The 13326-nt window shown below is 42.8% G+C and carries 10 protein-coding genes and 1 pseudogene; 3 read left to right on the top strand and 8 right to left on the bottom strand.

The window, feature by feature from the left end; genetic code table 11:
* Positions 1–23 precede the first annotated feature (23 nt).
* Positions 24–854 carry a sulfurtransferase gene (locus ACYX4J_RS08575; protein WP_476178366.1) on the top strand — a complete coding sequence of 277 codons (831 nt, stop codon included), beginning with the start codon at positions 24–26 and terminating at the stop codon, positions 852–854.
* A gap of 321 nt (positions 855–1175) precedes the next feature.
* Here ACYX4J_RS08575 and ACYX4J_RS08570 read toward each other — a convergent pair whose 3' ends face one another.
* From ACYX4J_RS08570 to msrA, 3 genes are all read right to left on the bottom strand, one after another.
* Positions 1176–1895, bottom strand: a complete 720-nt coding sequence (locus ACYX4J_RS08570; RefSeq protein ID WP_444897033.1) for a YopT-type cysteine protease domain-containing protein — start codon at positions 1893–1895, stop codon at positions 1176–1178.
* An 808-nt stretch (positions 1896–2703) separates the two neighbouring features.
* A complete protein-coding gene (locus tag ACYX4J_RS08565; RefSeq protein ID WP_444908029.1) occupies positions 2704–3339 on the bottom strand; it encodes a YopT-type cysteine protease domain-containing protein in 636 nt (211 codons plus the stop codon).
* Positions 3340–3698: 359 nt separating this feature from the next.
* Positions 3699–4238, bottom strand: a complete 540-nt coding sequence (gene msrA / locus ACYX4J_RS08560) for a peptide-methionine (S)-S-oxide reductase MsrA (RefSeq protein ID WP_475709980.1) — start codon at positions 4236–4238, stop codon at positions 3699–3701.
* A gap of 309 nt (positions 4239–4547) precedes the next feature.
* Between msrA and ACYX4J_RS08555 the strand changes: the two genes are divergently transcribed.
* Positions 4548–5564: an IS630 family transposase gene (locus ACYX4J_RS08555; RefSeq protein WP_444897030.1), complete on the top strand. Its 1017-nt coding sequence runs from the start codon at positions 4548–4550 to the stop codon at positions 5562–5564.
* 1187 nt (positions 5565–6751) lie between these two features.
* Positions 6752–8800 (top strand): FG-GAP repeat protein, encoded by a 2049-nt coding sequence (locus ACYX4J_RS08550; protein WP_476178365.1) that lies wholly within the window; start codon positions 6752–6754, stop codon positions 8798–8800.
* A gap of 213 nt (positions 8801–9013) precedes the next feature.
* On the opposite strand, the pseudogene tnpA reads toward ACYX4J_RS08550, so the two are convergent.
* From tnpA to ACYX4J_RS08525, 5 genes and pseudogenes are all read right to left on the bottom strand, one after another.
* Positions 9014–9448 (bottom strand): annotated as a pseudogene (tnpA, locus tag ACYX4J_RS08545) (IS200/IS605 family transposase).
* Positions 9449–10308: 860 nt separating this feature from the next.
* Positions 10309–10776 carry a type III secretion system chaperone gene (locus ACYX4J_RS08540; RefSeq protein ID WP_444908025.1) on the bottom strand — a complete coding sequence of 156 codons (468 nt, stop codon included), beginning with the start codon at positions 10774–10776 and terminating at the stop codon, positions 10309–10311.
* Positions 10777–10807: 31 nt separating this feature from the next.
* Positions 10808–11035 (bottom strand): EscU/YscU/HrcU family type III secretion system export apparatus switch protein, encoded by a 228-nt coding sequence (locus ACYX4J_RS08535; protein WP_476178654.1) that lies wholly within the window; start codon positions 11033–11035, stop codon positions 10808–10810.
* Positions 11035–11379 carry a hypothetical protein gene (locus ACYX4J_RS08530; RefSeq protein WP_444908023.1) on the bottom strand — a complete coding sequence of 115 codons (345 nt, stop codon included), beginning with the start codon at positions 11377–11379 and terminating at the stop codon, positions 11035–11037. Before ACYX4J_RS08530 ends, ACYX4J_RS08535 begins: the two co-directional genes overlap by 1 nt.
* Before the next feature lie 1030 nt (positions 11380–12409).
* Positions 12410–13312, bottom strand: a complete 903-nt coding sequence (locus ACYX4J_RS08525; RefSeq protein WP_444897025.1) for a helix-turn-helix transcriptional regulator — start codon at positions 13310–13312, stop codon at positions 12410–12412.
* Positions 13313–13326 lie beyond the last annotated feature (14 nt).

The raw sequence follows: 13326 nt of genomic DNA, 5'->3' as shown, positions 1-13326 counted from the left end.
TATCAAGGATTGAGGAGAGGCCGATGGAGAGCAACAACAACCCCGCCCTGATTGAAGTTGCGGATTTGGTAGAGCTCAAAAAGACCGGCGAACCCGTAATATTGGACTGCCGCTATAGCCTGGCGGATCACGATAGTGGTGAGCGGGACTATCGGGCTGGCCATATTCCCGATGCCCATTACGCCTGCCTGCACCGTGACCTCTCTGCCCCTGTGCAACGCTACGGCGGCCGCCACCCAATGCCGAGCGCTGCACAGTTCCAGGACTACGCTCGCAATCTGGGAGTCGATAGTGACACACAAGTAATCGTCTACGACGACAACCGCCTGGGTTTCGCCGCCCGTGCCTGGTTCCTGTTTTTCTTCTTTGGCCACAAGAAAATCAGCATTCTGAATGGCGGTCTAAAAGCCTGGCTCGATGCAGGGGAGGATTTGGACACAAGCGAGCCCACTCTATCCAAGCAAGGAAACTTCAGTGCACAACCAAAAGAAAATCTTTTGGTTCATTACGAGACCATCAAACAAAACCTGGGTAAAGCACCCTGGCAGTTAGTAGACGCCCGGGACAGTCAGCGCTTTGAAGGAATTGAAGAGCCTATCGACCCGATTGCCGGACATATACCCACCGCCATCAACCAGCCCTGGCAAAACATTACTGACAAAAACAATGGCAAAGTGAAATCTATTGCCGAACTTAAATCACAGTTTGGCAACTTGGCAGATGGTAAACCACTTCTCAACTACTGCGGCTCTGGGGTTACTGCCTGCGTTAATTTCTATGCACAATATTTAGCTGGTCGCCACGACTCACTACTCTATCCAGGGAGTTGGAGTGATTGGTGTTCGCATCAGTGAAGATAAAATAGGAGTCATGGAACTTAAATACAGCAGTGCGAGAAGGCTCATGCGAACTGTAGATATAAAATAAAGCTAATAAGCCAGTTACAGTTTTTACTATTGCTTATATGCCCAGCGAATCCCCCACCTCCAAATCAGAACACTCCTGCATGGGCGGTAATTGGGCTATTTGATGCTTATTCAGTCGGGCACCAGAGAATTCGCAACGATTTTTACACATAAAGATTATAAAATTAGTTAAACCGATATCCACCAGCACCTCTTTACCGCATAACATGTTAGAGGAAGCCTCCTCATAACACCCCGCCGCTCTGCACTTTATAAGGTGTAAACATGGGTACGCCAACGATCTGAAAGACCTAGGGAACCAAATCCATTCGACAGAATCTTCCGCCGATAATATTCACGGAAGAAATTAAAAAAATCCTGCTTGTTATTAAAACAGTACTCTCCATGGTTAGGGTCAAAAAAAGTGCACTGTTGAGCCATCCCAGCGGGTCCAATATAGAGAGAAACAGCATGGGCCGCCGAAAAGTGCCCAAAGACTTTACCTGACACAGTAATTATTACGTAATGATCGTTTAATTGATCTAATGATGCTATTAAAAAATCGGTCATTGATAAAGGCTGAGCTCCAGGATTAACTATTTGAATACTCGAATCTTCTCCAAGCCCAGGTACTGGATATACTCCACGCTCTCTCAGCCACGCCCCTACATTATTCATATAAGAATTATCTTTATCATGTGCCCACCCCCACTGAGACTTGGCAACACTTCTTAATTCACGAATATTTAGAGAGCGAAGTCGAGTGAATGTAAATGGACCTGCTCCAACTTTCCACTTTTCATACAAGCCCAATTTGCTTGATAGAGATACCCCTTCAGAAGCCCTACAATGTATCCAATGTGCAGTTAAGGCTCCACAAATGCCAAACGTGCTAAATCCTGCATAGTGCACCCAAACTCTTAGCGAACTCTGAGAAAAACCCCAAATTTTTTGCCCTCGATGACGCTCGGCAATTGTACTAACACGCATACAAGCAACCTCCCAACAGACAATTAAAATCCAAAAATTATCTATTTTAATTCGAACAAAAACCTACAATAAATACTGATCCACACCTAGCCAGAGGCTTTTACCTACAAGGACTGATAACTCTCTTAGAAAATGGGGTGCGCAGATTGACATACTCTTATATTTACGCCAACCCAACAACAATAAAATAGATCAATCAATCCTTTACCCATTGACTCAAATGAACATTGCCAAATTGATCAACATCACCAATTTTGTACTTTTAATATCTCTTTATAACCAATTATGACAAGCAACGACTCACAACCCAATACCCGCACAGGATCTAAGTAATTCCAATATCAGCAAAATTTACTTCTCTAACACTCCCTTTCCCAGACTTAACGCCCACTATATCCAGCGCACTGTTAAAACAGTAAAAGTTAAATATGCCAAACCTGAAATAATGAATTTGTTTATATGAAAAGAACTGCGCCTCCATGGCTTTAAACCACACTTACCCCTTACCGGCCAATTTTCCACCCTCTCAACCTCCAACTTAAAGGGTAATTCATCCCTAAAAGCCAAAAGAATAGCTCTCTCTTTAGATCTATATTATGTCGGCACTATCAAGTAGCGCTTTAGATATTGGGCAAATGTTTTTAGGTTTTGGACTTTCTTTAGGGAAAGGAAAATACATGCAGATTGGGTTGTTTTGTATGGGGAAAGTAAGATGGCTAGAACTCCAACCATCTTAAGCAAACCGCAAAACTCTATACGAGATGAAATACTTCCTGCAACACTAAGCAGAACCAATTTATGAATAGAGCTAGCTTTTCCATATCCTATCGATCTGCCATGAATCGAATTTATGTTCCGCCCGATAATGCATATTACTGACCAAGTGAAAGAAGAAGTAAAAATCCTCTTTATCCTCAAACCAAAACTCCCCAAAGTTCGGATCAAAGAAACAAGCATCCTGCTTTTGCCCGCCAAATGACTGGGCACCAACCCAAGCAGCTACTGCATGAGCGCCCGGATTCTCGTCTCGACTAGAGCGCATTTCAATTAACGCATAGGCTCCATTAATCTGTTTAAGCCGCTGTCGCAAGGAATCCCTGTTTGATCTTCCGGTAGCTGAAGAAAGCACTCTCAACCGATTTAAAAGTAACCAGGCCCTATGAGAAGCTTCCCAGTTGGCACTTTGCTGCCAGGCTTGCTGTTGTGCCGCTATTCGTTGGTATTTTCCCATATTGAAAGGGATAAATCTTCGCTGACCCCAAACACCACCCAAGTGATTTACTAAAGAGTCGTCATAAGCATGATACTTAATCCAGTGTGAAACCAGCGACAAACAGATTCCACCGCCAGAAATCTGTCGGATATTCAACACAGGAAATGATTGGGAAAAATCCCAAGTACATACTCCACCCAACTGGCGCGCCATAGAGTAAACGCTGTACATAAAAGGTCCTACGAAAAAATTATTGTGACTCTGTACTTAAGGAGCCTCTGAATAACTACGCGGATAGAGTGAAATCTGTAACGGCCCCCTTATTAACCGTAACCATTTCTGCTCAAGATAAAAGTGAGGCTCAAGGGTTCTTTTCTCCGACGCAGGAGTTGGAACTTTACGCGCCAATCCCACCGCCGACTTTATGATTTGGGCGCAAGTTTTTAGATTTTGGTCATATTTTAACGACAATCAAATACAGGGAAGCAAATTCAGAGAAGGCAGGAAAAAGACAGAAAAGTGGAGGGGAATTAACTGTGCTAAGCGTCACAACAACAGGCAGCACTCACCGCGCCGCCTGCTTCTGCAATCTAACAACGTTTAGTCGTGCATTGGGTTGCGAAGAATTGGGCAAACAGCGTCTTCTTTCTTAGCCATATACCACTGGTGGTATTCATCGGCATAGTAGAACGATTGGGCCATGCTGATCTCAGTGGTGATTGACCGCGATCTTTAGCATCCAGCGCCTCCTGCACAGCCGCCCTACTTGCTTCCGCCTCCTGTTTCTGGCCTTCATTCAGCCAGAAAACACAGGAACGGTACTGGGAGCCGATATCGTTACCCTGTCGCATCCCCTGGGTTGGGTCGTGGTGATCCCAGAAGATACGCAGGAGCTCTGCATAGCCCACCTTTTTCGGATCAAAGATTACTTTTACCACCTCCGCATGCCCGGTACGACCGGTGCAGACCTCATCGTAGTTCGGGTTTTCAGTGGCGCCATCGGTGTAGCCTACGGCAGTGGCAAAGACAACATCCGTATCCCAGAACCCATGCTCTGCGCCAGAAGCACCCCATACCAAAAATGGCGACCTCCAGGTGCTCGGGGAGTGGCTCTTTAATGGTGTTGCCATTTACAAAGTGGGTCCCACTGGGTATTGGATAAATATTTTTAGATTTTAGGCACTTTTAGACATAAAGTAATTAAAGTTAAGTTGAGGGGACCGGCCTCCAAGAGCCCCAGATAACCGAGGGAGCCTTTAAATAATCTCACAATATCTCTACGGATTGTGATTACATTTCACCAAAAATACGACAGGCACTTCAAGCACAAATACAGGCCAATTTTAGGCTTACCCGAAGGCAACAAGCTGCTCACTCTTTTGGGGGAGCACTTACTAGCCAGGCAGAAATAATCAGTACACTCTGGCAATATAAACTGCATGAAATACGATGCCAGAAAACTTAGTACTGAGAAGCAGCACCTCATACGTAAAATTGCTGTTCAGCGAGTATTTGATGGAGAATCTGCGGCGGAGGTTAGTCGTAGCTTAGGGCTGGGGAGCAGAACTATTTTCCCATGGTTAAGGACTGCTCGGGAGAAAGGTATTAAAGCGCTATCTCCAAAAATTAGACCTGGACGCGGTAGAAAGCTATCAGCTATTGAAGAAAAGGAAGTCAAGCGATGGATTATTGGTAGCGATCCAAGGCAATATGGCTTTGACTTCGGATTGTGGACACGTCAGATCGTATCGGATTTGATTTTTGAGAGATTCAAGGTTGAACTTAGCATTTCTGGTGTCGGCACACTGGGCCTGACGCCACAAAAGCCTCTACGAAGAGCTTACGATAGAGATGAGAAGACGGTGAATAAATGGGTAAAGGAAGTCTACCCAAAGATTAAATCTTATGCGAAAAAAACTGGGGCAGAAATATTTTGGCTGGACGAGGCTAATATCAGATCAGACGATCCACTCCAAAGGACATGGGGAGAAAAAAGAAAAACTCCAGTGGTAAAAACGAGTGGTCAAAGACAGTCAATCAATGCGATCTCAGCTTTATCGAACAGAGTTGGCTTCTGGTGTCATATTTATAGTGAAAAGTTCACGGCAGAAAAGTGCGTAGAATGCTTCAAAAATTTCCAGAGAAGTCCGAAAAGACCAGTGATTCTCATTGTTGATGGGCACCCAGTACACAAATCGAAAAAGGTATTGGAGTATATCGATTCACAGGATGGCAAGCTTGAAGTGGTGTTCTTACCGCCATATGCACCAGACCTAAATCCAGATGAGTTGGTCTGGAATCATATGAGAAATATAGGGACCTCAAAGAAGCCGCTGAAAAAAGGTGAGACACTACTGAGTCGTGCAAATGCAGATTTGCAGAGCATCAAGAAAAATAGAAAACTTGTAAATCATTTTTTCAAGAGTCGTCTGTATTCTTTGCTGCTGCCTAGGTAATAAGCTCGAAAATCCTGCCTGTCAGCACAAGCATTCAGTGCTTCTACTAACCTATGATATCGTGCCTTATTGTAGCTAAACTGGTCTTAATATAGCGAAAGGGTTGCTCCAGCTTGGTCCCAACCTGTACTTCTTTCCATTATACGAAATCAAATTTTCTCCGGAAGAGATTTTTAGCTTGCTCGGCTTCAACGTTATGTTACAGACCATATTTCGATCTTCCCACATTTCCACACCGATGTAGTGCCAACGGCGTGTACGATTACGGTCTCATCATCAACACCAATAATAAGTTTCATATCAAATACCATTGCCCACCCTTCTTGACCTTGTAGATCTCTGGATTATGAGCTTTTCTTATTTTTGGTAGAACTGCGCGCACTGATAGTTCACTGACAGTTGTTGCATCTACGATGCATCCTTTTTTCAGTAATACGCCATTTTCTATGATCTGCTTGTGAATAGCCGTGAAGAGTTGACGAGCAAATTATTGTGTCTCAAGCAAATAGCAAAACTTAAAGACGATTGTTTTATCCGGGATAGGCTTTGTCAGTGCCAACCCAGCAAAGCGACGCATGACTTCGATTGCATAGAGGACGCCACATGTACGAGCTAGAATTACTTACTTTTTCCCTGTTTTCTAGTAATTCAGGCTTAAACTAACAGTGGTTACATTCTTGCTTCGCTCACTGGGAGTAATTAGTCCACCGCTTGTGATAAATACGTTTTTTCAAAGTTCCCACTGGAGACAAAATTGCGTCGACCGGGAAGCTTCGTCTGAGTTTTTAGTCAACTAGATGCTTGGAACATTTGGAGTAAATTTGTACTGTTCTATGCGAATAAGATAATCTCGCCACCCCTGAATTAATAGCTTGATTTTGCTCTGACGATGTATTGTGCTTTATTGTATTAACCTGCTGATTATTTATCCTGCCCCCAGCATACTATATCCACCTCTCTGAAGCTTCTGTAGACTTTCGATGCCTGAGTGTTTCACTCCTCACTTGTAGCTCATTCCTGGGCCTTTTTTACCTTTACGCGGCAATAGATATTCTCGATGACTCATTAGGGCCATCTATTCCCGAAATCTTTAGAAATCAACAAAATAATGACCAAAAACTAAAGATGAGATATGGGTGAAATCTAATAATACTTGAACCTTGTGAAACCTATAAGAGTTAATGAAAGTGACTATCCCGTTTTTTAAATCCATGGCTATAGCTATGCTTCTATTCTCCCTTGCAGGCTGTAGTGGCGGAGGGGGTAATAATGGCGCTACTGGCGGTGAAGATACCACTATAGCGGGGTCGCCTGCGGAAGACCCACCTGCGGAAGACCCACCTGCGGAAGACCCACCTGCGGAAGACCCACCTGCGGAAGACCCACCTGCGGAAGACCCACCTGCGGAAGACCCACCTGCTGCCCCCGAAGCAGTTCAGGGTTTTACCCTGAGCTTCGAGGCAATCAAGGTTTTCCGTTTTAATTGGAGCGATGCGGAAGGGGCTACTCATTACCACCTGCTGGAAAATCCTGATGGAATTTCCGGTTTCACACGTTTAGTCGAGGATATTCCCCAGGGTAATGGGACCCTTGAGGTACAAGTCCCACTGCACGCCCGAACAAATGCGCTATATATACTGCAAGCTTGTAACAAGGTGGGAGAGCAAGATCTTTGCACTGATTCTACCTCCCTTAGCGTAAACGACACCTTGGTGGAGAGCATTGGCTACTTCAAGGCAAGTAATACAGGTATTAGGAACGTTTTCGGAGTGTCAATCGCCCTCAGCGCAGATGGCCACACCCTTGCGGTAGGCGCTACCTTAGAGGAAAGCGATGCGACCGGTATCAATGGCGACCAGGAGAACGATGATGGAGTCAACCCAGATGGAACTAGCCCAAGAGGTGCGGTCTATGTGTTTACACAGGTAGATAACGCCTGGGTACAGGAGGCCTATATCAAAGCCAGTAATAATAATGGAGGGGGTCTTTTCGGTGTTTTAGATCTGAGCGGGGATGGCAACACTTTAGCCGTTGGTGCATTCTATGAGAACAGTGGCACAACGGGTATCAATGGCGATCAAACCAATACTGACGCCCCTCAATCCGGCGCGGTCTATGTTTTTACACGTCTAGATGGTGCCTGGACACAAAATGCTTATATCAAAGCTAGCAATACATCCCCCTATGACTTATTTGGACGCTCTTTAAGCCTCAGTGATGACGGCCGTCTTCTAGCTGTAGGTGCGCCTTTTGAAGATAGCAGCACTACTGGCATCAATGGCGATCAAACAGATCCAACTGTTATACTTGGCATCCCTGACGAGAGTGGAACTTGGCAAATAGAGGATAACAATGAGAGTCAGGAAATCGGCAATACTGTGAATTCAGGAGCGGTATATGTTTTCTCCCATATAGATGACACCTGGGTGCAGGAGGCTTATATTAAGGCTAGCAATACCGGTCTTCTGGATGAATTCGGAATTTCCGTCAGCTTGAGTGGGGATGGTACAACTATGGCTGTTGGCGCGACCGGAGAGGATAGCAAAGCGGTGGGTATTAATGGCGAGCAAAGCAATGATGATGCCCTTTACTCGGGCGCTTGCTACGTATTCTCCCGTACGGATGGTAATTGGGCGCAACAGGCGTATATCAAAGCGAGCAACTCTGATTATGACGATGAGTTTGGCTTGTCAGTTGACCTAAGTGCTAATGGTAACATCTTGGCCGTTGGTGCTAATAATGAAGACAGCAATGCCATAGGCACTGATGGCGATCTAAGCAATAATGCAGCCAAAGACTCTGGTGCTGCCTATGTCTTTGCCCGTGCAGATGGCCAGTGGGCGCAGCAGGCCTATCTCAAGGCCAGCAACTCAGATGCCTCTGACAATTTTGGTGAATCAGTTAGCCTGACTGCCGACGGTCGAACTCTGGTAGTTGGAGCACCCAGAGAGGGCAGTATCGCTAAGGGTGTAGGGGGAGACCAAAACAATAACAATGCCGAAAATGCTGGCGCAGCTTATATGTTTGCTCTAGTTGATGGGACCTGGTTGCAGAAAACATATTTGAAAGCAGGCAATACTGATGCAAATGATGCTTTTGGCTTTTCCGTCAACCTCAGTGCAGATGGCGATACCCTGGCTATTGGGGCTCCCAATGAAAGCAGTAGCTCTACTGGTATTAATGGTGATCCGGATAATAACCAAGCTGAGGGATCCGGTGCGGTTTATATATACTGATAGAAGCCTGACGCCCAGTAAAATCCCCCATCTTATTTCTTGGATTGGGGGGGGTAGTGGCGCTTGCGTAGGCAGTTCGGTTATAGGTCTGGTATCTTTCAAAGAAAATCGCATTCTAAGAATTTAGTAAGAACTTTGCTTTTAAGATCGGCCCTCAAATCAGCAACCACCCGCATAGCGGGTGGTATGGTGAAAGCCCCCAGAGGGGGCTATTTACAACCCCGCCAGTTGCATCTGCACTTGCCGGCGTTCTTCAACCTCTTGATGCTTGATGTACTCTCGAATCATCTGCTCATCAAGACCTACTGTGCTCACTCAGTAACCCTGAGCCCAAAAGTGTCTTCCTGTGAAATTTCTCTGCACATGCCTGTACTTCCGAAATATCTGGATCGCAGATTTCCCTTTCAGAAAACCAACCGTATTGGAAACACTTAACCTTGGAGGAATCATTAACAACATATGAATGTGATTCCTCATTGCGTACCCCTCGACCAACTCAATACCTTTTTGACGACATAAGTCTCGGAATATTGCTCCAATCTCATGTCTCAATGCTCCAAATAACGCATTCTTTCTATACTTGGGCACAAATGCCACATGGTACCTGCAATAATGTTTCACGTGAGCATGGCACTGCCAATCTCGCATATGGCCTCCTTAAAGAACTTGCCGGTTCATGGAGGCCATATTTTACTCTGCACGCCGGAACGGCGGAGCCTTGTCTAGTCTCACCGCCTGAGGCGGTGGTTTACCTATTTGTTAATTAGAATGCGTTGCAATTACTGCTAGTACATCAGTTAATGGTTGCTCTTCAGCATAAAATTCAAATGGTTCACTCCGTAGATCTTCAGCCAATACATAATTAACCGAAACAGCACAAAAATTAATTAGAAAAAATAACACTAAGGTGCAATATATTTATATAGCTGATTTTCCTTAATTTCGTTAGAGTTAATCTTTGGCAAAACACTTTCACACAATGAACAATGATAATTTGTAAATTCATAAAATTCTTCATAGGAGACGCTATTTTTGATAATGGTCTGAAAACCGAAATATTTTGCAACGTCAGCTATTATAGATTTTGCAAACCCAGGCCATGCATAGCCCTTTCGCATAGCATTCGTTAGGAGCACCCCTCTATGGATAGTTCCAGATTAACACTAACTAGCAAATATTCATTTCGTAACTCATAAAATAAAACGCTAAATTTTGAATCAAAATTTAAACAATAAGATTTATCAGGGCCATCTATGATCTCAGATATGAGAAAATCGAGGCATAATTTTGTTAGTTTGTCATTCAGCGGCATAATGATCCGAAGCACCGCCATAGTCATTTATTCGAACTTCAACAGCGAAAACATAAAAATTCTTTTAATTTTAACTTTTTTATGCAAAGGACAATTGTATAGCGATCTGAAGATATTTATTGATCATGCAATATACAGCTTGATTAACATCCAATCAGCAATATTTTGCGCACCTCATGAACAAGGTGCACAAAAATTATACTTTTATACCGAGCTTATTATCAACACTGAGATTACCTGTTAATGCTCCTGAACTTATTGAGTTATTATTTGATGTAATCAATTCATACCAATACATAGCTGCCTGATACAGTTCATTAACCCTTTTTGTTAATGACTCCACCTCAATATTTTCAAAATATTCTTTATCACAAAGTACTACCTTTTGTGACTCTGGATTGATTGATAGCGTTGCATACTCTGTTCCTATCCACAGGTAGTTTGCTTGAAGCATCAAGTTACAGAAATGCAACTCCTGACCTTGGGGTATGCCGCATATATCTAGAGTTAAAACTACAAACTCTCGGCTGTTCTCTTCATGGTGATAGATATGCATATCAATATCATCCCAAGAAATACGACATGAATCTTCTACCGGCTCCATTAATGGTTGCTGTAAGTTAATTGATAAATCCTGGATCAGTCTTTGAAAATCTAAATTCACAGTGAGTACTCTTTATAAGATCTCTAAATAGTTAAACTTGTTTTTCATGAGCCCTCAGCCAACGAATGACATCAGCTACAGGTTCAACAAATTCATCGGTTATACCTTGATCAACGCCTATCTTAGAATATAGCGCCCTTGCTAAGGGTACATTTTCAATAATTGGGACATTATTCTTGCTTGCTAAAATTTTTATCTTCCAGGGTAATATAAATTCACCTTTCATAGTTACATACGGAAGCCCCGTGCTTGTATAGATCAGTATACATTCTTATGATCTACACCGGCTTCGTCAATTAAAGACCTGGCACCATGCTCTAAAATGCCTCCTTTGAATTCAAATAATGATAATACTGGCTCCTGCTCTCTATCAACTTCCTTCAATATTTTCGAATTACTAGTCGAAGCACTTGCTGACTCCGAAAGCTGTGACCTCAATGAAAGAAGGGCTATTCCCTTCTTTGTTATATCTAAAGAAAAGTGTATCGAAAACCTCTTGAACTCTTCTAGAGCTCCAGCTTCAGTAAACTCATCCTTATTAATTGCGCTCGCTAGCTCAGAAACCCTACTCACCTCTTTCACATTTAAAGAAGCTTTTGTCATTTTTTTAATGTTCTAGCATCAATATCTTTTCGGGATATCTTTAGCTCTATTTTGGTTTAGGTTCTTATATTTATGCAAAAATGATGAAAATTCTATAAGGCTATTATTTATTGCCTGAAGCATTGCCCCCCCCCTAAAGGGGCAGCTCAGCTTGACGTTGGATACTATCTATAGCCTTGGGATTTTAAACGATATGAGTGACAACAAGTGGCGGACCGTTATATGAGCTCATTTAACCCCCTTAAATATAACAAAATAAATTAATAGCTATACGTACAATTAATTATCGTGTGTTGCTGTCAAGCAACTCCTACCTTCCCAAAGCTTACTAAAATTATTCATTATCGTTTCTCTCTCTTCTGGGGAAAGACTTCGAGGATTCAATCCGATATAGAGACATCCAGGCTCAGAAAATTCCACCCTGTATAACTCTAAATTATATCCCCGAACCGTATGCTCCATGTAATGCATCGAATCCCGACTCTTGGCTGCAATAACATCTACATCGCCCTCTTTAAGCATGTCTATACACTTACTTATAGATTTACAGTCAACAAATGCAAAAGCATCTGGATGTAAATTTATCAAACTTGGATCAACGCTCAAGGACGAGTCATCAGCAACATGGCTTATAGTTTTTATTTTCGAAAAAATATCCCTGTCAGAAATATTTGCTAGGTTATACCTTTCCTTGAGAGTAAAGCAATTAATAGATGCCTCACCAATCAACCTTCTTTCCCAACTTGTTGCACACCCCCCTGATCTGAGATAATCCATTGACTAATGACAACATCATAATTACCTAACGCTAGCTTTCTTTGAAGATCTCTAGCTGATAGTTTGTCAATTGAAAAAGGGGGAAATCCTTCTAAGCAATTATATTTTTAAAACAAAACATCTGACGCTTTACTTGATATTACGCTTTCAACTTGCACTCCAATACTTAGTGTCGAAATTATCTCTGCATCACTTGTCTTTTGTACAGCACTACCTATTATTGTAGAACCAAATAGACATGATAAAAAATATCTCAGGTACATTTTTGTCGAGCCTCAGATGGAGATATTCCATATTTTGACTTATACAGCTGGGTAAAGTACGACTGACTAGAAAAACCGCTCTCTAGGGCAATATCCACCAGTCTTCTATTGGTAGTACGAATTTGGATATCTGCGTGTCGGAGCCGCTTTTCGTTAATCCAGGCTTTTGGTGAATTTTCTTTATAAACTTGTCCAAACATTTTTTTAAAAGATGTCAAGCTCATGCCTATTTGCTTCGCATATGTAGCCACAGACCAGTTCTTCGTAGTGTTAGATTCCATGAATCTTCTAAATTTTTCATGTGTAGGATTAACCCTATTTAGCAGTTCGTCAGCAAGAATTTCCCCATGCTCACTATTTAGTTTCAAGAGAAGCAATTCTTCCAGCTTAAGAGCATTTAACCCATCATTGTCTAATCGGCCTAGCAGCCTAAAGGAGTCCAAAGTTATTCTCGTTAGCTCACAGCTTGGAAAGATGATTGGGGAAGCATACTTCGGTAATGAGGACTCCACCATTTTAGCAGCCTGTTTCTTGAGAATAAGCGCATTGTCATACCTGTCATAGAACCTGGCTAACATTGCTTCACGAATACGAACGCAAATAGCTACAATATCCTGGGACTCACTTTTATTACTCAAATTAAAGTCTGTATCAGAACCAACAAGCCAAACCTGCCCAACTGATAACTCAAATTTGGACTGGTTATATGTAATACTTGCAGAACCGGCTACCATCAAGACTAAATTAATAACCGGTGCAAATATGAAGGCAGCAGATTTTCCTTGAGGAATTGAAATAGTTATCAATTCTATTAAATCACCACTATGGTGACTTTCAATAGTTATTTCCCGTTCTGAACAGCATACCTGCCCTTTACTCAAGGCAATATTCATACTTTCAACAACTC

This window comes from Microbulbifer sp. ABM4_008 (assembly GCF_056311705.1).
This window is presented reverse-complemented; position numbering and strand designations above follow the sequence as displayed.

Excerpts from the sequence above, each read along its gene's own strand:
- ACYX4J_RS08525 (WP_444897025.1), bottom strand. The coding sequence starts at position 13,312 with ATGAATATTGCCTTGAGTAAAGGGCAGGTATGCTGTTCAGAACGGGAA.
- msrA (WP_475709980.1), bottom strand. The coding sequence starts at position 4,238 with ATGGCAACACCATTAAAGAGCCACTCCCCGAGCACCTGGAGGTCGCCA.
- ACYX4J_RS08555 (WP_444897030.1), top strand. The coding sequence starts at position 4,548 with ATGAAATACGATGCCAGAAAACTTAGTACTGAGAAGCAGCACCTCATA.
- ACYX4J_RS08530 (WP_444908023.1), bottom strand. The coding sequence starts at position 11,379 with ATGACAAAAGCTTCTTTAAATGTGAAAGAGGTGAGTAGGGTTTCTGAG.
- ACYX4J_RS08575 (WP_476178366.1), top strand. The coding sequence starts at position 24 with ATGGAGAGCAACAACAACCCCGCCCTGATTGAAGTTGCGGATTTGGTA.
- ACYX4J_RS08570 (WP_444897033.1), bottom strand. The coding sequence starts at position 1,895 with ATGCGTGTTAGTACAATTGCCGAGCGTCATCGAGGGCAAAAAATTTGG.
- ACYX4J_RS08565 (WP_444908029.1), bottom strand. The coding sequence starts at position 3,339 with ATGTACAGCGTTTACTCTATGGCGCGCCAGTTGGGTGGAGTATGTACT.